The organism is Aetokthonos hydrillicola CCALA 1050 (assembly GCF_017591665.1).
Classification (GTDB): domain Bacteria; phylum Cyanobacteriota; class Cyanobacteriia; order Cyanobacteriales; family Nostocaceae; genus Aetokthonos; species Aetokthonos hydrillicola.
Genome location: NZ_JAAKGC010000003.1, coordinates 114,752 through 132,269 on the forward strand (window position 1 = coordinate 114,752; position 17,518 = coordinate 132,269).

Genomic DNA, 17,518 nt, shown 5'->3' on the forward strand with positions numbered 1-17,518 from the left:
GTATGATCTTTGTGTTTGCACAATAAATACGCTTAAATTTCAGTTAAATTGTGTTGTTTTCAGGAAGGAATGAGCATCCTTTTGATAATTTTTTTTAACTCTTTGATGTAATATTGCGTATAATTCAACTTAGGAGATATATCAGCACCACTAGCAAGATATTTGGGTTGATTAAGTTCTTTGCAAAGACGCTCGAAGTCAAATTCAGGAGATTCAAGACTTAGAAACGGTGTTAAGCTCATAAGATTAACACCACGTTCTCTTAATACTGGTCGCATTTCTGCTAAGCCTTCATAATACTCTTTGTAACGCTGATTAGGAGCAGCATCTCTCCATCTTGTATGCTGTTTATGAGCATGATGATTATTTAAGAGCGCACAATTATCGCAACCGACTAAAACTATATTTTTAGCTCCCATATTAGCTGCTAAGTTGACTCCTGATTGAGCAATAGAAGTCCATAAATATAGTTTATTTTCTGTTGGTTTACGAACCCAGTCTAGTATACGTCCTGCATCAGATGGTTGATTCGGTGCTTGTGTATTAACACGCCCTTCTGTCTCGAAAAAATAGAAATTATCTTCAGCATATTTAAATTGCTCAGGAGAGACTAAAGCTTTTGTTTTATGATACTTTGTAACCCAGGTTATTTCTGGTCTTGGCTTTTCTTCTGGCAAAAATTCAGGGATGCTTAATTCGGGATGAATTGTTATACTGTACCGTACGGGCACAGTTTTCCAAGCCATATTTAAGCCAATGGTAATCTTATTCTCTAAAAAAGAGATAGGAAATGCTCTAAGACTAGCTCCTGTACCAATGATATAAATATCACTGTTAGGATACAAGTCATAAAGTTCTGAAACGCATTTTGCCATAATTCTACTACTTCTTATGTTTTTGTCTGCAAGCTAGCAACTTTCCATACTCTTGGTTGATAGAACAAACACTGACTCATACTGCCAAGTCCCTCTACTGTGAATTCAAAGGACATAACAGAGTCAAGCACTACATAATTACCTTCATATATATGGATATCCATTAGATATGAACCCGGTTTTAAGCCACAGTAAGGCATTTCAACCTGAATCTCATTTTGTCCTATTGAGAGGCTAATAGACTTTTTATCATGGAGAGTGCTTAAAACTAAAATCTTGTCGCCTTCTCCAACCTGTTCTTTAATACTGAATGTAATATTAACATCATCCATGCTTCTGTGAAGTTTGCAACTTATACAGAGTTGGACTAACAAACCGCTAGTAGGACAACTCACTTTGTTCCCCTGGCTATCTTTAAAGAAGACAGAAGAAATATCTAAGCCAGAACTTTGGTTTTGAGGTTTTTCTGGGAGATAAATTTCACCTACAGCTTTTGAAACCCCCTCTAGAAAAAGATCGTTTTCATACTTACGTGTCACTAAATTCGCATCACCAGCAATAACTAATTCACCTTTGGCAAGGTAAACTGCTGACTCACATTTAGAAAGTATTGAATTGGAACTGTGAGAAACTAATATGAAAGCTATTCCTTTCTCTCTTAGTTCAGCGAGTTTGCGGTAACATTTGGCTCTAAATTTGATATCGCCAACCGCTAATACTTCATCAATTAGCAAAATATCTGGTTCAGTGTGAATTGCACAAGCAAACCCTAACCGCGCTGCCATACCTGAACTATAGCTTTGTACTGGAGCGTCGATCGCTTCCTCAATTTCTGCAAAAGCTACAACTTCATCAAATCTTTCTTTAATTTGCTTATTGGATAAACCTAAAATAGACATATTGGCGTAAATATTTTCTCGCCCTGTCAAAATCGGGTTAAATCCAGCTCCCAGGGCAATCAGCGGTGCTAATCGACCATAAACTTCTATGTACCCAGTATCTGGTTTAATTAACCCAGAGATTATCCGTAGTAGGGTTGATTTTCCACTACCGTTTTTTCCAACTAAGCCTAGTGCTTCTTTCCGTCGTAATTGAAAAGTAACATCCTTCAATGCCCAAAATTCTTTGGGCCTTAGTTTATCACTTTTTTCTCGCAATCCCAATACTTCAGAGGTAATATCTTGAATTCCATAGAATAGCGATCGCTTTAAATCTCGGCAAAATTTTTTGGAGACACCGTTTACCGAAAGAATAACGTCATCTGTCATTTCTTGTTCTGGAAGTTTTTGTTAGAGTGATAATCATTATTATCGATATACATCGTGTTGCGATCACTTAGTATTGTTAACTACAAGACATCACCACTTGAGATTTAGCTAAATCTTCTGGAGTATTAATCTCCAAAACAATTTTTTCAGTCAGACATACGCGGATGGAAAATCCATGTTCTAGAACTCGCAGCTGCTCCAAACCTTCACAATGTTCGAGGGGAGTTGGTGTCAAAAGGGCGTATTTACTCAAAAAATTGCGATCAAAAGCATAAAGTCCTAAATGATGAAATACAGGAGCCTCTCCAGAATTAAAAAAATAAGGAATCGGCGCACGAGAAAAGTAGATAGCATTGCTATTGCGATCGCAAATCACTTTCACCGAATTAGGATCTCGGTAAGCTTGGTCAAAATCCAATGGACAAGCGAGAGTTGTCATTGCTGGTGACTCACCATTGAGATATGGATTAATCAGTTGTGTGAGCATATTCGCCGTCACAAAAGGCTGATCTCCCTGAACATTCGCAACCGCCGTCATTTCTGGATAACGTTCAGCAACTTCCGCTACCCGATCTGTACCTGTCATATGATCACTGCGAGTCATTTCCACCTCTCCTCCAAACTGCTTTACACAATCAGCAATCAATTCACTATCTGTAGCAACTACTACTTTATCGAAATGTGTACAGCTTTTAGCTGCTTCATAAACTCTTTGCACCATTGGGCGATCGCCAATCTTAACTAAAGGCTTACCAGGAAAGCGCCGTGAATTATATCTAGCAGGAATGACTGCCAACATCTTAACCATATTTTCATATCCTCTGTTTTATAAACCACTACGCAAAATATCGTGCAACCGGATCAAACCTAAGCAGCGCTGTTCACTATCCACCACTGGTAAAACAGAAATTTGCGAGGGACGATCTTCCATTAATTTGAGAGCATCATAGGCTAAAATCTCTGGAGTCACTGCTATGGGATGGCTCGTCATAATCTTGCCAGCTGTGAGATTTTCTAGCTGATCTGATGGAGTATTCTGTACACACCGGCGCAAATCACCATCAGTTATTAAACCCACCAATTGCTCTTGTTCATTAACAATATTGACTGCTCCCGCACCACCTTGGGTAATAGCACTCACCACTTCTAGCCAAGAAGCTTGGGGAAGTAAGGTATGACTATCTGGACAACAGTGCATGAGATCGCTAACCTTCAGTGTCAGACGTTTACCCAATCTTCCAGCTGGATGATTAAACGCAAAGTCCTCTGGGGTTATCCCTCGCATTTGCATCAATGTCATTGCTAGTGCATCCCCAATAGCAAGAGCTACTATAGTGCTAGTTGTCGGGGCTAAATTCAACGGACAAGCTTCTTTTACAACAGTCGCATCGAGGACGACATTTGCCTGAGCGGCTACAGTAGAGTTGAGATTACCCACAATTGCAATCATTGGCACTTGTCGATGCTTTAAGTGAGGAATCATCTCAATTAATTCCTCTGTCTCACCGCTATTGCTCAACAACATTACAACATCAAAAGCACTAACAATTCCCAAATCACCGTGCAAAGCATCACAAGGATGTAGATATACAGCTACAATTCCAATGCTGTTAAGAGTCGCAACAATTTTTTGGGCAACAATTCCAGATTTACCAATACCTGTGATGATAACTTTTCCTCGACAACTTGCCAGCAGTGTTAAAGCCATTTCTATCTGATCAACTTTTAACCGTTCAGCAGCTTGATGAATGGCATTAGCTTCTAGCTTAAGGAGTTCAACTGTTTGATGAACTGGAATTGGGGTAACGAGCGAGTCCATAGATATATGATTATAAAATGTTTCTCTGTTTATAGATATGAACGAGGAAATTTAAATCGCTTTCATGTGGACGTCCCGTTATTTGATGCAAAGGTTTTTCGTGAAATTTAATCAAAGAATATTATCAAGAACTCATTCTTTCGACTACATAGGGAAGAGCTAAACGATAAACTAGCCAAGCAAGTATCATGCCGACAATTGCTATCAAACTCGCTATCCAAAATCCTTGAGGATCAGAGACAACACCTGTTGTTGCTAACTCCCTAGTTGTAACTAACAAAGGTGTGACTGGATTAAGTTTGACAATACTGGCAAATATTCCTTGAGTGGGAGTTGAATAAACAACTGGTGTTAAAAACAGCCAAAATCCTGTTATTAATGTTAAACCCATTGAAAAGTCCTGATAGAGGACAGCAATAGGAGCTAACAACGTCCCAAAAAACGTTCCTAGAAATATCAGGTGAATAAGAGCCACTGGAGCTAAAATCACGCTCAAGCCAACTGGTACTTTGAACCAAATAAACAAACCGACAATCAGAATCAGCTTAATTCCAAAGTTAAAAAAGACTTCGCCCAATTTAGCAATAATGAGTGCCTCACGGGGAAAATTCACTCTAGATAGCATCATCTTAGCAGCCGTTACTGCCTGAATAGGACCATTAAGTGCTTCTACAAAGGTTTGCCAAAGAGTCATACTAAACATGACATAAGCGGGGTAAGGCAATTCTTTAGCATCCAGATTGACAACCCCACTCTGCTTGGCAAAAGTAAAACCAGCTGCCGTGACTATTGATGGTAAAAAAGCCCAGAGAATTCCTAGAAAGGACTGACGATACTTAGCGCTGATATCTCGAACTAAAAGCCGCCAAGCCAAGTCGCGACTAGCAAATAAATCTCGAATCATCTGTTTTAACAGTTGAACCGGATGTCTCATGCTACTCTCTGGTGTCAGCAATACTCTTGGTATTTTTTCACTTGTTGCTTGTGAGTTTAGCGGTCTTTTAAATCTACTCATTAATCTCGCCACCCTAAGTAACGTTCACGAATATGAAGTGGTGTGCTAAAAGAACTTGATGTGACTAGTTGCTTAAATGCTAGCCAAACAAAGGGTGGAATAGTTTGAGCATAGCGACGCCACAACCTGCGCGGTTCTTGGATGAAACGATAAAACCATTCAAGACCTAAGTCTCGTATCATACGGGGTGCTCTTTTATGTAGTCCTGCGTAAACAGGAAAAACTCCCCCCAAACCAATCATAACTGCCTGAATTCTATCTAGGTGTTGAGCCATCCAATGTTCTTGCTTGGGACAACCTAGCGATACCAGTACTAAACCAGCACCACTTGAGTTAATCCTTTGGATTAGAGCATCATCTTCTTCTCGCGTTAAAGGACGAAACGGTAAGGGTTCCATCGCTGCAATCTTCAACCGAGGATATTCTTGCTCTAACCGTTTTTTCATGCGAGAAAGAATCTCACTTTGAGAACCCACACAAAAGATACTGATCTCTTGTGTTTCGGCGACTTTGCACAATCCTTGTAACAGATCCATACCTGCTACACGGTCTTGGTGACGCGCCCCTAAAAGTCTCATCATCCAGACTAAAGGCATTCCATCAGGTGTTACAAGGTCTGCGTTTTGTAATACCATGGCGAAATCAGGGCTCCAATAAGCTTCCATAAGCATGTGTACGTTTGCTACACATACAGACTTGCTTTCGCGAGCGCTCGCCCATCTAAGAATTGTTTGTATTTGGTCATCAAAGCGTAAGGCAGTAATAGGAAAATCAATCACTCTTTTATTAGGTAGAAAAATCCTTCCTACCATACAGTAACTCCTTGTGTTCTAGTGAACATCAAAATACCGACTCACCCTGCTTAATACTAAAACCGTCAGGTTTTTAGATTATTCCTGACTGACATACTCACAGAGTTATCGGGATTTAACACATGGAGATGCACTTGCTTTTTGGGAATTGTTCAGTTTTCCTGATAATTAGATAATCGCTATTCTGTATAGTAATTTACACCAAATTGCTCTTTTCTCATAGCGTATTTAATAAACTTAATACTTAATTCATACTATCTTTTAATTTCTTCAGACTTAGCTCTGGGCAGAGTTTTTGTCTGGATTATTTATCAGATATCTGAATAAAAAAACAGGGGGAAGATTTACTCTGTTTTCCCCCTGTTTTTGATTTTTGTTGTTATCTGCTTTATTCTCTTCCTTAAGTTTTTTTCGCAGCATTTGCTGTTGTTTTTTTAGCTGGCGCTTTCTTGCAGATCCGCCTTTGCCTTTGTCATTCCTGCCTTCTCGGCGCGGAGACTCCCATCTTTTCAATCGCATAGCAACCAATATTCCTTAATTTTTCAAACACTACCGTAAAAGCAAAATATAAATAGATTTTTGGGTTACTAATTATTTCCTTCGGCTGAACCACTTGTTAAGTACATTTTAACTCATAAATCTTCTCTAGACAAATCATCATAGATGTTTTGATGAATGATTTAAGGCTGCTATATGTATTTTCCGGTTTATGAGAAAAGTTAGGTTAAGCCAACGAGTGAACTCCTTAGTAAATAGACAGCATGACCTAAACACGTCATAAAATGAACAGGATACGTACGACAGGTCAATAATAAATTTACGTATCTTATTAGATCTTCATGATGTCCTTACAGTTTTCCGGAATTATTACGATGAATCTAAATAAATACTTTATAAGTTTATCTAATCAAATAGTCTTGATGTCTATAGAAATCCTATTTGAGCCGCGAAGGAAAGCGCTCTTACAATAAGTTTTTTCAGGAGTGCTTTAGTATTTCTATGAGTTATGGGCAGGAGGAGAATCGAACTCCTATGACCGCAAGGTCGCCACATTTTGAGTGTGGTGCGTCTACCAGTTTCGCCACCCGCCCTTGGGTGCAGTTTTAATATTATACTCAATTCCTGAATTTTGCAACAACTTTTGATATTCTTTACTGCTTGCCCAGCGATCAATTTCTCTGGCGCGTAAAACTGGCACTGGGTGCGACAGTTGGGCTGTTCTAGCAACCTTAACCATTTCACCAAGTTCTGTCTTACTAATATCATCGTAAGCGCGAGCTTGAGCAATAAATGCATCTAAGTTAAGTTGACCTGCTAAAGTGGGTGAGCCACCAGCGAGCTTCATCAAAACTGACATAACAACTTTAGGGTTTTGGGTTGCCAATAACGCTGCGCGATCGCACGTAAACTCAGCACAGCGAACCCATTCTAAAAGCTGTGTCTGTATTGCTTGGGCAAGAACCGCTCCAACCGAAGGAACATTAGCCGCCGCCAAGATCAATAAATTAACTGGAGTCAGATAAACACTATGGTCACACTTGAGGTGTCCTAATTCATGAGCAATCACGGCCTGAATTTCCTCTAGTGTGAGCATATCAATCAAAGAAGTATGCAACACAATAAAAGGCTGCTTACCTCGCATAGCAAATGTGTAGGCGTTAGGAGCCGGATGCTGTCTTACATAAAGCTGTGGTGTTTCTAAATCTAAGACTTGAGAAGCTTCTAAGAGCAACTTATGCAGGTGCGGCAATTGTGTTTCACCTACCAGAACGCTAGATGCGATATTTTCCACATAGAAAACCTGCTCTGCCACTGGTCCTAACACATTCCGCACAATCATGTCTATACCAGGTATTTGTTTAAGAGCCTTGGTAGCCTCTAGGTCTAGAGGATGGCGGAAATAGTCTGCTTTAAGACCGATGAGCGGAGTTTTGATGTAGGACATGGCGAAGCAAACTGGAAAAAGTTTATTGTGTGGGCTGGTGATTGAACTATCCCCAGCCTCACAACCTTAGTATAACGACAATCAACCAGAACTATGTGGAAATTGATTGTTCAGCATCGGTAGAATTTGGAACAAAGTCCTTATCTACAGGAGTTTGGGGTTCTACACGGAGAATTTTAGCTCCCAACTGTTGCAACTTCTTATCTAGTTGATCGTAACCGCGATCAAGGTGACGCAATCCCTGGATTGTAGTTTTTCCTTGTGCTGCTAGTCCTGCTAAAACTAATGCTGCGGCTGCTCTTAAGTCTGTAGCTAGTACGGGTGCGCCAGATAACAGAGGAACACCTTTAACAAAGGCAGTGTTGCCTTTTACTCGAATATCGGCTCCTAAGCGATTTAGCTCCGATGCATGACGCAAGCGATTCTCAAATACAGATTCGTTAATCAAGCTGTCGCCTTCTGCTATACTCAGCAAAGACATAAATGGTGCTTGCATATCTGTAGGAAAGCCGGGATAGGGCAAAGTTTCTATATCAGCTGCCTTTAAAATTTCCGCTCTTTGAATACGTAAGCAGTTAGGAGAATCTTCAATAATAGAAACTCCAATATCCCGTAGTTTAGCAATTATAGGTACTAGATGGTCTGGGACAACTGGTGAGAGGGAAAATTCTGAGCGCGTAATTGCTCCGGCAACCAAAAATGTTCCAGCTTCAATACGATCTGGAATAATTGTATAGTCGGTAGAATGCAACTTAGGAACCCCATCAATTATCAAGGTACTGGTTCCAGCACCCTTAATCTTCGCTCCCATAGCAATACAGAAGTTAGCGAGGTCTACAACTTCCGGCTCGCGTGCAGCATTTTCAATGATAGTTTCACCCTCAGCTAGGGTTGCAGCCATCATTAAGTTTTCTGTAGCTCCCACGCTTGCTATATCTAGGTAAATCTTCGCGCCTTTTAACCTACCGCTTTTGCCAGGAACATATGCATGACAAATGCCATGTTCAATTTGTACCTCAGCTCCCATTGCTTGCAATCCTCTAACATGCAAGTCAACTGGTCTTGCTCCAATAGCACAACCGCCTGGTAAAGGCATGTGTGCTACTCCTAGCCTTGCAAGAATTGCGCCGATCGCAAAAAAACTTGCCCTTAACTGGGTTACTAGTTCATACGGAGCTTTAGATGTTCTAATTTCGCTAGCGTTGATGTCTAAGATGTCACCATGCTGCTGCAACTGTACACCCAAAGCCGATAAAACTTGACCCATTCGCTTCACATCCGCCAATGACGGTACGTTACGAATGCGACAATCGCCTGAACATAGTAAGGCTCCAGCCATAATGACTAGTGCTGAGTTTTTGGCCCCACTAATTTTTACATGACCTTGCAAAGGATGCCCACCCTGAATTTGCAGGACTGAGGAGTCTACAGCAGGTGAAGATTTCGCATCTGGTAAGCTGCAAGAAGGTTTAATAAGCCTACCTCCAAAACAAAAAACTAATTTAAAAATTAAAGTTGGTTTCGATTCTACCGGAAAAATTTCATTTGGTCGAGGAAGTTTTAGGGGCAATGGGCAATGGGCAATGGGCATGCCCCATGCCCCTTATTTAATTCCTTGACAAAGGTCAACCATTCAGTAATAATAGTAAATGCCTGCTAACCCATAGTACAAGCGGAACTGGCGGAATTGGCAGACGCGCTAGATTCAGGTTCTAGTGCCGCAAGGCTTCCGGGTTCAAGTCCCGGGTTCCGCATATTATTTTTGGATCTTAACTGAAAATTAGAAAACAAAGTTGCTCATCAGATTTGAGCACCACAGAACAGCACGATCAAAAAATATAAAATAGTGTTAACTAGTCTACAAAATCCTTTAATTAAGCAAATTCGTAAGCTGCAGTCCGCAAAAGAACGACATAAGGATCAATTATTTCTACTAGAAGGAACGCACTTGTTAGAGGAAGCGTGTGCGGTAAACTATCCGTTAGAAGTTGTATGTTGTACTCCACAATGGCAAACAGCACATCCTAAACTATGGGAAGAAGCTACAGCAAGGTGTCAACGTGCAGAAATTGTTAGTGGGGAGGTATTAGATGTGATCGCCACAACAGTAAAACCAGATGGTGTTGTCGCCACAGCAAAACGAGGGTATCGTGTTCAAGAAGTTCCTTTTAGTGGTTTAGTACTAGCTTTAGAAACAATCCAAGATCCTGGTAATTTAGGTACAATGATTCGTACTGCTACAGCCGCAGGAGCATCTGGATTGTTGCTGAGTGCGGATAGCGTGGATTTAGACAACCCTAAAGTTTTACGTGCCTCTGCGGGACAGTGGTTTCGTCTACCAATGGAGGTAAGTCCAGATTTGAAAACTCTAGTGCAGACAGCTAAAGAAGCTCAAATGCAAGTAGTAGCCACCGCTCCAAGTGCAAGCTTAACCTACTGGCAGGTAGATTGGAGTAAACCCAGCTTAATTTTAATGGGTAACGAAGGTGCTGGTTTATCAGCAGACTTAAAGAGCTTAGCAGATTTGCAGGTGAAAATTCCTCTCAGCCCAGGAGTGGAGTCTTTAAACGTGGCAATTTCTGCTGCTTTATTGCTGTACGAAGCCCAAAGACAAAGATGGGGAGTAGAAAATTCTTGATTTCAGCACTGTTTACTTCCCTGTTCAAAGTATTGCTCAATATCAGCAACTGCGTCTTCAAAAGCTTCTAGATCAATTGTTAGTGGACTTGTGGCTACTTGCTCATCATTGATACCACTATTTAATTCTGGTATTTCTTGTTCATCCTGATTCTCGTTTACCTGCAACATATTTTCCAGCTGGTTAAGAGATTGAAGAAACTCTTTAGCTGCGGCGCGGCGTTGTTGTTGCTGATTCTCTTCCATTTTTTGTTTCAACGAAAATTTGGGGTATTACCCAACTATTCTTTATACCAAAATTGATACAGTATAACAAACTAACTACTAACAGTCACAGGCTGTTGTGTTTGCATGAATTTATCGAAAACTACATTCGGCATTGCTCGTGGACGCATTGTTTTAGGATCTACCCATACCCAAAGGGCTTCAGCCGTTACTAACAAATCATCTTGATGTTGTTTACGAATTTCATAACATCGTAAGGCACGGATACCACGTATTTCCTTAAGCCAAGTCGTAATTTCAAGTGTATCGCCTGCTACCGCTGGTCGCAAATATTCAATTTCTACTCGACGCATCACAAATAGTCCTCCGAGTTGTTGGTATACATCCAAACTCAAACCAAGATGTTCTGAATGTTCAATCGCCGCTTGCTCCAAGTAGTTTTGGTAAACAGCGTTGTTCACATGTCCGAGAGCATCCATCTCGTAATGTCGAACTCGCAGTAAGGTTTTAAATCTTTGCATAGGTTCTTCTAGGCTCTAAGTGCTAGATCAATTTTAAGGCTCTGTGTTTAGCGTTTCTGAAACCAAAGTGGTCTAAAAACAAGACAGTATTAAGAATTTTCTCAAAACAGGGACTTTTGAAAGTGTAAACGCTTACTTGTGTAAGAATAAATTTTAGCGAGATTAAATAACTTTTTGTAACTTTTCTAAAAAATAGTTCTAGTACAAGGGGCGCAGAAATAAAAAGACGCTGTGCGCTGAGTGGAGTGTGTTCTAGGTTTTAAGCAGTCGCTTGTTGTACTAAGTACTGAACATTGCTTACTTAAGGAGGCAAAATGGCAACCGATAATAAACAAGCAAGTAATTTGTGGCACAAAGTACAACAAAACTCTGTGGTTTGGGGATCGTTAACACTTTGGGTTTTTGGGTTATTTGTAGTATTGCTGATGATTACGAAATTTGCTAACTCATGAAGTGAGAGTTGAGGGAGAATTTCTCTCCCTTAACTTCTTACCCGAGTAAGCAATTTTTGGTGTTACAGTAGAGTCCCAGCGATCGCCATCAAAGCATTTAGTTTGCGAGTCCGCCAATGATCGACTAGTTTCTGCACTTGGGTTGCAGACATACGCTCCATCATCGCCTCGTATAGATACGCTGCGTGATAAGTCTCATCCTTAGCAATACTCAGCATTCCCAACTTGAGCTTACGATCGCTTTGGTTATCTTCAGGTAGCGCATTCGCCATCCGAGTCAACTCTCCACTACCATCCAACTCTAGAATGTAAGTGCTAGCCATAAATACATCCCAATCGATTACATTTGCTTTTAACTGTTCTTCGGTATATCCCTCATAGTAAGCAGTAAAGGAGACGCGGTATAGTTCTTTTGATCGTTGTCTATCTGTCTTGCTTGGTAAGTTTATACCTTGTTTGTTAATCTCTTTTAAAGCATGAGTAAAAATTAGACCATGCCTTTTTTCGTCTGCAGCGTGTTTTGTAAGTTTTTCTGCAAGCCTTGCATTACCTTCTGCTGTTGCGCGATCGCTAAGTGCTTGCAAAAAAGAAACGGTACCAAGTTCGGCTTGTTGCAAATCCACAAGAACGTTGGGGCGAGTTTTAGGATCGCGGATTTGAGATGCAGAGTAATATGCAACTGCACTAGAACTTGCTAGATGTACGATGTAAGTCAAGAAATTCATGCCTAGATTCCCGCTTACTCTTAGGAGTTTACGTTCCTCATACTAATGACGATTCTTGCTTTATATTGCTGGATCTGATACAGTTCGCAGCTTCTTGATATTATTGATTAATTCCTAGTGCGATCGCAAACTATATTTAATATCTTACCTGTACTAAACAGTTGGTACCCAGCTACCAATAAAGCACAGGATACAAGGATAACGAAAAAAGAGACTGACGAAAAAGCGTTGCCAATTAAAAGCATAACCGCTATTCCTAAAGCTATTGAAACCCAGCCTAAAATCCGGTAGACATTACGCCAAGTTAAGACTACAACGCCTCCAAGACATAGAAGTATACTTGGAATCAGTATAACAACACCACTTTGAATATTTACTATTAAAACCAAAACTCCCACAGCCATTGCTACCAAACCGACAGGCTTACTCCGCCCATCCATTGGAGCTTTTTTGGTTTGTCCACCGAGGAATTCAATCTGAATCACTGTTCCTGGATTATTAAGGATGGTATCGGTTTGATGAACCACATTTTGTTTATGCAAAAATATAAAAGTTACCCGATTTCCATGACCCAAGTCTATTTTATCTCCTAAGCTTAGGGAGTAGCGCTCTTGTGGGTTTAGCCTAATGTTGTTAAGATAAGTACCATTGGTACTGCCCACATCTACAAGATAGTAATTGCCTTTGTCCACATGAATCTCTGCATGACGCCGAGAAACAAAATCAGTATCTGGTAAGACTGAAACATTGATATCTGGGTTAAATTTCTCCTTTGGCTTCCCAATATGAATGACAGCCAAATTCGTTGCCAACTCAAAAGAAGTGTTAGTCTGAACGTGAAAAAGCTCTAAATTTAGCCCTGTTGTCTCTAATCTACTTGTGTTTTGCATGACTTGCTTGTAGGAGCAATGTTTCTATTAATTTAAATTATCTTGTAACTCGGCAAAAATAATTTTTGACAATTATTATCTATAATATTTGTCTCCATCTTACTCCTTTCTCAACCCAAGATTACCCGTCAGGCAAAACAAGAGAAGAAAATTGTATGGGTTATCTTATAATCATGTTTCTATTAATACTTTTTCACCCCACACCCCACACCCCACACCCTACACCCTAATTTTAAACGGCTTCTCCCCCAACAACGACATCTCGAATTCGTAAACTTGGACCACCGCAGCCTACAGGTAAACCGTTTTGTCCACCTTTTCCGCAACCACCAGACTCATCCCAACCGAAATCATTACCAATTTCCTCTATATCCGCTAGCGTTTGGAAAACATTCCCTGAAAGGGTTACATCTTTTACGGGTTCAGCAATTTTCCCGTTTCTAATCATCCATGCTTCCCCAGCACTAAAGGTAAACATCTCCCCGTTTGTCATGCCACCTAACCAGTTACGAGCATAAACTCCCTCTTTTATATCGCTAAATAAATCTTCAACAGGCGTTGTTCCCTGTTCTATCCAGGTATTTGTCATCCGCACGATTGGTGCATAGTGATAATTCAGACATCGTGCATTGCCAGTTGGTGCCTCATTCAATTTACCAGCAGTTTCTCGAGAATGAAGCCTTCCGACTAAAACGCCATCTTTAATCAATTGCGTAGTTGTCGCAGGTGTGCCTTCATCATCGTAAAAATAACTACCACGATGCCCTTCAGATGCAGCACCATCAAAAATTTGCAACGTTTTTGGTCCAAAACGCCGTCCAAGAGTCATAACTTCTAATATATCTGGATTTTCGTAAGCCATATCGGCTTCAGAAAGATGTCCAAAAGCTTCATGGACGAATAACCCAGTGAGAATGGGATCAATGACGACAGTATAAACATCGCCTTTAACTGGTGGTAACGATAAGGCTACAACTGCTCTTTGTGCTGCGCATTTGACTTTTTCATCTAAATTAGCTAAATCTTCGTAGGCTTTACGAGATCCGATAGTTTCTCTTCCAGTTTGTACGGTTTCGCCATTTCTGGCTGTAGCCGCAAAACGCATTTCCATATCTACCCAAGATTGTTCAATCAGGGATCCTTCACTGGTAGCAAGAATTATTCGTTGCGCACTATCGCTATAACGTACTGAGGTTGTGGTAATCCGATGGTCAACGCTTCTTAACAAGTCAGTATAGTGATCGCATAATTCTTTTTTGGAGGAAATTGGAATTGTCCGAGGATCAGTACCTGTGAGTGGTATTTGGCGGACGGTTCGAATACTTTCCACCGGAGCAAGTATGGTTTCTTCATCACCAACCATTCGTGCTGCGGCGATCGCTTCTTCTATACGTTCTTGAATTGTCGTCAAGCGGTTAAAGCTGCTCAACCCCCATCCACCTTTATAACAAGCGCGAATTTGTCCACCGATTGAGATCCCTTCGCTAAGAGTTTCGACTTTGTTGCCACGTATTAAAATATCGGTGTCTTCGTCTTGTTCAAGACGAATCATTAAATAATCTACTCTAGATGAGTAGCGGGCAATCAAGTCAGAAAGTAAATTGTGTGTGTCTGTAAGTAAATTCTGCATTTTTTGGCAGGAACAATGACGAAACAGTTTCTTCTGTGTCACTGTAAGAACATCCTCTACAGTGTATCCTTTAGAGAAGTAAACCTTCCACTATAAACATATTGATCAAATTGTGCAATGAAGATACTAGTACTGAGTTGGGAGTTTCCGCCCCGCATAGTTGGAGGAATTGCTCGTCATGTGGCGGAGTTGTACCCAGAACTAGTAAAACTGGGACATGAAGTTCACCTGTTAACCCCAGAGTTTAACAATGCACCTCTGTATGAGGTAGTAGAAGATATACGCGTGCATCGTGTACCTGTGCCTAATGGTAATGATTTTTTACATTGGGTTGTTAACTTGAATGAGAGTCTGGGGCGTCATGGAGGTAAGCTCATACTCAGCGATGGTCCTTTTGATTTGATTCATGCTCATGATTGGTTGGTGGGAGATGCGGCGATCGCGCTCAAGCATAATTTCAAAATACCTTTGATTGCTACAATCCACGCTACAGAATACGGTCGTCACAATGGTATACACACTGAAACTCAGCGTTATATCAATGGCAAAGAAGAACAGCTGGCTTTCAATGCTTGGCGAATTATCGTTTGTAGCGACTATATGCGCCACGAAGTACAAAGGGCGCTACATAGCCCATGGGATAAAATCGACGTTGTATACAATGGTATTCGACCAGAAAAAAAACAACGCCAAAACGACTTTCATGCGTTAGATTTTCGTCGTAAATTTGCAGAAGATGAGGAGAAAATTGTTTACTACGTAGGTCGTATGACGTATGAAAAAGGTGTTTCTATATTGCTAAGTGCTGCTCCCAAGGTTCTTTCAGAAATGGGAGGTTACGTTAAGTTTGTGATTGTTGGCGGTGGTAATGCTGATCAGCTTAAAAAGCAAGCTTGGAACCTGGGAATTTGGGATAAGTGCTATTTTACAGGCTTTCTCTCCGATGAATACTTAGATAAATTTCAAACCATTGCCGATTGCGCTGTTTTTCCCAGTCTCTATGAACCCTTTGGAATTGTTGCTTTAGAAAGCTTTGCTTCTCGCGTTCCTGTAGTAGTTTCTAATACGGGTGGTTTTCCCGAGGTGGTGCAGCATACGAGGACAGGAATTGTCACTTATGTCAATGATCCAGATTCCCTTGCTTGGGGTATTTTGGAGGTGTTGAAAAACCCTCGTTATCAGCAATGGCTGATCGATAATGCTTATAAGGATTTAGAGCGACGCTTTAATTGGACAAAATTAGCCAAGCAAACCGAAGAGATTTATAAGCGGGTGGTGGAAGAGCGATCGCACGTTTTCTGGGAACACCCTCAAACTTCATGATTCCTCGCTTACTGAGGAGGTTGTTGTGCAGCTTGCCTTACCTCGTCAACAGCTAAACCTAAAGCCTGTGCGATCTGTTCCACTGTCAATCCAGCAGATAACATTGGTCGTACAGCAAGTAACTTCCCTCTACGTTCACCTTTCTGTTCTCCTTTCTGTTCTCCTTCTGCAAAAGCTTGCTGATATACTCGTGTTTGTTTCAAATCGCTTAAGCCAAACATTTCCTGTATCTCCTCGATATTCATACTGGGGAATTTATAAACCAAAATCGTCTCGATCAATTGTAATAATTGTTGCTGTTGTTGTACTGAATTAACTTCCTGACTGGTTCTAGTAATTAACTCCCTAGCTTCTTGTATTGCCTTATCTTCATTTTCTACCACTAATTTAATCGTAGCAATGCCAATGGGTAGAGACGCGTTTTCTCCTAACTCATCTAAATAAATACGGGAGACTCTCCCTGAGACAAAATACTCGTGGTAGTGTTTGGTTTTTGCGCTATCGATGCTACGCGTTGGGTAAATAACCACCGCAAACCAATCATTTTCTGGTTGATTTTGACGTAGGTATAAATTAATTTCTGTAAACAGCCGTGAGTAAATTTCTGAGTCTGTTTGAAACTGGACTTCTATAAAATAAATGGGTAGTTCCTCCGTTTTTGGGAGAAATACACCATCGATTCGGAAAGCTGTTTGCTTGACTTCAACTGATGAGAATTGATACCCTGTGGCAGTTTCGGGAGAATTGCCAATGAGTTCAAAGAATATGTTGGGGAATTCTTGAAATAGACGATAGAATATGCTGTCTGTTTTCACCGAGCGGAGTATTTACAAGCAGAATGATTATGACTTTTAAAATTACCATACTTTCACGACCTGAGCGATGCTCCAAAATTAGATCGGGTTTTAATTCTCAATTATGTAGGTATAAAACAGGAGTCAGGAGTCAGAATACAGGAGTCAGAATACACCCTTCGGGTTCGCCAGTCGCCTACGGAGGGAAACCCTCCTGCAGCGCTGGACTCACCACCCATAAAGGGATGGTGTTTTAGGAAAAGTTTCAACCCCTTTCTCGCCCACAAGGGACGAGGTTTTTACCAGAATTTACCATTCTGACTTCTGACTTCTGACTCCTGAATTCTTCTTCATAAAAACTTTACAACGCTCACTGACTTAATAAGGTGATTTCCAAGAAAGAAAATACCTGGGAAATGCGAGTTTCGACTTCGCTCAACTCCCGATCTCTCAGTTGGTTGACTCAGATCTTGCACCTTTAAATATAAATACTGAATTAACGCCACAAAAGTATCGAAGATTGAACTATAAAACATTCGTTTCCATTCCTCTTCTAGAGGAATTTAGCTTTTAGACAGGGATTTATA

General features: G+C 40.7%; 17 protein-coding genes and 2 tRNA genes. 4 read left to right on the forward strand and 15 right to left on the reverse strand.

Going from position 1 to position 17,518, the window contains the following annotated elements:
* Nucleotides 1–59 precede the first annotated feature (59 nt).
* The 9 genes from G4P69_RS02590 to murA all read right to left on the reverse strand — a co-directional run bounded on the left by G4P69_RS02590 (nt 60) and on the right by murA (nt 9,325).
* Nucleotides 60–875, reverse strand: a complete 816-nt coding sequence (locus G4P69_RS02590) for a motility associated factor glycosyltransferase family protein (RefSeq protein ID WP_208342626.1) — start codon at nt 873–875, stop codon at nt 60–62.
* A 14-nt stretch (nt 876–889) separates the two neighbouring features.
* Nucleotides 890–2,143 (reverse strand): ABC transporter ATP-binding protein, encoded by a 1,254-nt coding sequence (locus G4P69_RS02595; RefSeq protein WP_208342624.1) that lies wholly within the window; start codon nt 2,141–2,143, stop codon nt 890–892.
* A gap of 76 nt (nt 2,144–2,219) precedes the next feature.
* Nucleotides 2,220–2,951, reverse strand: a complete 732-nt coding sequence (kdsB, locus tag G4P69_RS02600) for a 3-deoxy-manno-octulosonate cytidylyltransferase (RefSeq protein ID WP_208342622.1) — start codon at nt 2,949–2,951, stop codon at nt 2,220–2,222.
* Between the two features lie 18 nt (nt 2,952–2,969).
* Entirely contained in the window at nt 2,970–3,962 is a 993-nt protein-coding gene (locus G4P69_RS02605) for a KpsF/GutQ family sugar-phosphate isomerase (RefSeq protein WP_208342620.1), read from the reverse strand.
* A gap of 124 nt (nt 3,963–4,086) precedes the next feature.
* Entirely contained in the window at nt 4,087–4,977 is an 891-nt protein-coding gene (locus G4P69_RS02610; protein ID WP_208342619.1) for an ABC transporter permease, read from the reverse strand.
* Nucleotides 4,977–5,789 (reverse strand): WecB/TagA/CpsF family glycosyltransferase, encoded by an 813-nt coding sequence (locus G4P69_RS02615; RefSeq protein WP_208342618.1) that lies wholly within the window; start codon nt 5,787–5,789, stop codon nt 4,977–4,979. Before G4P69_RS02615 ends, G4P69_RS02610 begins: the two co-directional genes overlap by 1 nt.
* A gap of 1,007 nt (nt 5,790–6,796) precedes the next feature.
* Nucleotides 6,797–6,880, reverse strand: a tRNA-Leu gene (locus tag G4P69_RS02620).
* A complete protein-coding gene (locus tag G4P69_RS02625) occupies nt 6,859–7,734 on the reverse strand; it encodes a M48 family metallopeptidase (RefSeq protein WP_208342617.1) in 876 nt (291 codons plus the stop codon). Before G4P69_RS02625 ends, G4P69_RS02620 begins: the two co-directional genes overlap by 22 nt.
* Nucleotides 7,735–7,825: 91 nt before the next feature.
* Nucleotides 7,826–9,325, reverse strand: coding sequence for a UDP-N-acetylglucosamine 1-carboxyvinyltransferase (gene murA / locus G4P69_RS02630; RefSeq protein WP_208342616.1), 1,500 nt, complete (start codon nt 9,323–9,325; stop codon nt 7,826–7,828).
* Nucleotides 9,326–9,406: 81 nt separating this feature from the next.
* Between murA and G4P69_RS02635 the strand changes: the two genes are divergently transcribed.
* Both G4P69_RS02635 and G4P69_RS02640 read left to right on the forward strand, forming a co-directional pair.
* Nucleotides 9,407–9,488 (forward strand) — tRNA-Leu (locus tag G4P69_RS02635).
* Nucleotides 9,489–9,580: 92 nt separating this feature from the next.
* Complete coding sequence (locus G4P69_RS02640) at nt 9,581–10,372, forward strand: TrmH family RNA methyltransferase (RefSeq protein ID WP_208342609.1); 792 nt, start codon at nt 9,581–9,583, stop codon at nt 10,370–10,372.
* A gap of 2 nt (nt 10,373–10,374) precedes the next feature.
* Here G4P69_RS02640 and G4P69_RS02645 read toward each other — a convergent pair whose 3' ends face one another.
* Both G4P69_RS02645 and G4P69_RS02650 read right to left on the reverse strand, forming a co-directional pair.
* Nucleotides 10,375–10,617, reverse strand: coding sequence for a hypothetical protein (locus tag G4P69_RS02645; protein ID WP_208342608.1), 243 nt, complete (start codon nt 10,615–10,617; stop codon nt 10,375–10,377).
* 71 nt (nt 10,618–10,688) lie between these two features.
* Nucleotides 10,689–11,117, reverse strand: coding sequence for an acyl-CoA thioesterase (locus G4P69_RS02650; RefSeq protein ID WP_208342606.1), 429 nt, complete (start codon nt 11,115–11,117; stop codon nt 10,689–10,691).
* Between the two features lie 314 nt (nt 11,118–11,431).
* On the opposite strand from G4P69_RS02650, the gene G4P69_RS02655 reads away from it, so the two are divergent.
* On the forward strand, nt 11,432–11,569 hold the full coding sequence (locus G4P69_RS02655) for a hypothetical protein (protein WP_208342604.1): 138 nt from the start codon (nt 11,432–11,434) through the stop codon (nt 11,567–11,569).
* A gap of 62 nt (nt 11,570–11,631) precedes the next feature.
* Here the strand turns inward: G4P69_RS02655 and G4P69_RS02660 are convergent, their stop codons facing one another.
* The 3 genes from G4P69_RS02660 to G4P69_RS02670 form a co-directional block, all read right to left on the reverse strand.
* Nucleotides 11,632–12,294 (reverse strand): ferritin-like domain-containing protein, encoded by a 663-nt coding sequence (locus G4P69_RS02660; RefSeq protein WP_208342602.1) that lies wholly within the window; start codon nt 12,292–12,294, stop codon nt 11,632–11,634.
* Nucleotides 12,295–12,401: 107 nt separating this feature from the next.
* Nucleotides 12,402–13,184, reverse strand: a complete 783-nt coding sequence (locus G4P69_RS02665; RefSeq protein ID WP_208342601.1) for an FHA domain-containing protein — start codon at nt 13,182–13,184, stop codon at nt 12,402–12,404.
* A gap of 232 nt (nt 13,185–13,416) precedes the next feature.
* Nucleotides 13,417–14,814 carry a TldD/PmbA family protein gene (locus G4P69_RS02670; RefSeq protein WP_208342633.1) on the reverse strand — a complete coding sequence of 466 codons (1,398 nt, stop codon included), beginning with the start codon at nt 14,812–14,814 and terminating at the stop codon, nt 13,417–13,419.
* A 117-nt stretch (nt 14,815–14,931) separates the two neighbouring features.
* Here G4P69_RS02670 and G4P69_RS02675 point away from each other — a divergent pair, with 117 nt between their 5' ends.
* Nucleotides 14,932–16,137 (forward strand): glycosyltransferase family 4 protein, encoded by a 1,206-nt coding sequence (locus G4P69_RS02675; protein WP_208342600.1) that lies wholly within the window; start codon nt 14,932–14,934, stop codon nt 16,135–16,137.
* A gap of 8 nt (nt 16,138–16,145) precedes the next feature.
* On the opposite strand, the gene G4P69_RS02680 is transcribed toward G4P69_RS02675, so the two are convergent.
* Complete coding sequence (locus G4P69_RS02680; RefSeq protein ID WP_208342599.1) at nt 16,146–16,952, reverse strand: Rpn family recombination-promoting nuclease/putative transposase; 807 nt, start codon at nt 16,950–16,952, stop codon at nt 16,146–16,148.
* Between the last annotated feature and the right edge of the window lie 566 nt (nt 16,953–17,518).

Coding starts and splice junctions, on each gene's coding strand:
- G4P69_RS02655 (WP_208342604.1), top strand. CDS start 11,432: ATGGCAACCGATAATAAACAAGCAAGTAATTTGTGGCACAAAGTACAA.
- G4P69_RS02660 (WP_208342602.1), bottom strand. CDS start 12,294: ATGAATTTCTTGACTTACATCGTACATCTAGCAAGTTCTAGTGCAGTT.
- G4P69_RS02605 (WP_208342620.1), bottom strand. CDS start 3,962: ATGGACTCGCTCGTTACCCCAATTCCAGTTCATCAAACAGTTGAACTC.
- G4P69_RS02665 (WP_208342601.1), bottom strand. CDS start 13,184: ATGCAAAACACAAGTAGATTAGAGACAACAGGGCTAAATTTAGAGCTT.
- G4P69_RS02625 (WP_208342617.1), bottom strand. CDS start 7,734: ATGTCCTACATCAAAACTCCGCTCATCGGTCTTAAAGCAGACTATTTC.
- G4P69_RS02595 (WP_208342624.1), bottom strand. CDS start 2,143: ATGACAGATGACGTTATTCTTTCGGTAAACGGTGTCTCCAAAAAATTT.
- G4P69_RS02670 (WP_208342633.1), bottom strand. CDS start 14,814: ATGCAGAATTTACTTACAGACACACACAATTTACTTTCTGACTTGATT.
- G4P69_RS02610 (WP_208342619.1), bottom strand. CDS start 4,977: ATGAGTAGATTTAAAAGACCGCTAAACTCACAAGCAACAAGTGAAAAA.
- G4P69_RS02650 (WP_208342606.1), bottom strand. CDS start 11,117: ATGCAAAGATTTAAAACCTTACTGCGAGTTCGACATTACGAGATGGAT.
- kdsB (WP_208342622.1), bottom strand. CDS start 2,951: ATGGTTAAGATGTTGGCAGTCATTCCTGCTAGATATAATTCACGGCGC.
- G4P69_RS02645 (WP_208342608.1), bottom strand. CDS start 10,617: ATGGAAGAGAATCAGCAACAACAACGCCGCGCCGCAGCTAAAGAGTTT.
- murA (WP_208342616.1), bottom strand. CDS start 9,325: ATGCCCATTGCCCATTGCCCATTGCCCCTAAAACTTCCTCGACCAAAT.
- G4P69_RS02615 (WP_208342618.1), bottom strand. CDS start 5,789: ATGGTAGGAAGGATTTTTCTACCTAATAAAAGAGTGATTGATTTTCCT.
- G4P69_RS02675 (WP_208342600.1), top strand. CDS start 14,932: ATGAAGATACTAGTACTGAGTTGGGAGTTTCCGCCCCGCATAGTTGGA.
- G4P69_RS02590 (WP_208342626.1), bottom strand. CDS start 875: ATGGCAAAATGCGTTTCAGAACTTTATGACTTGTATCCTAACAGTGAT.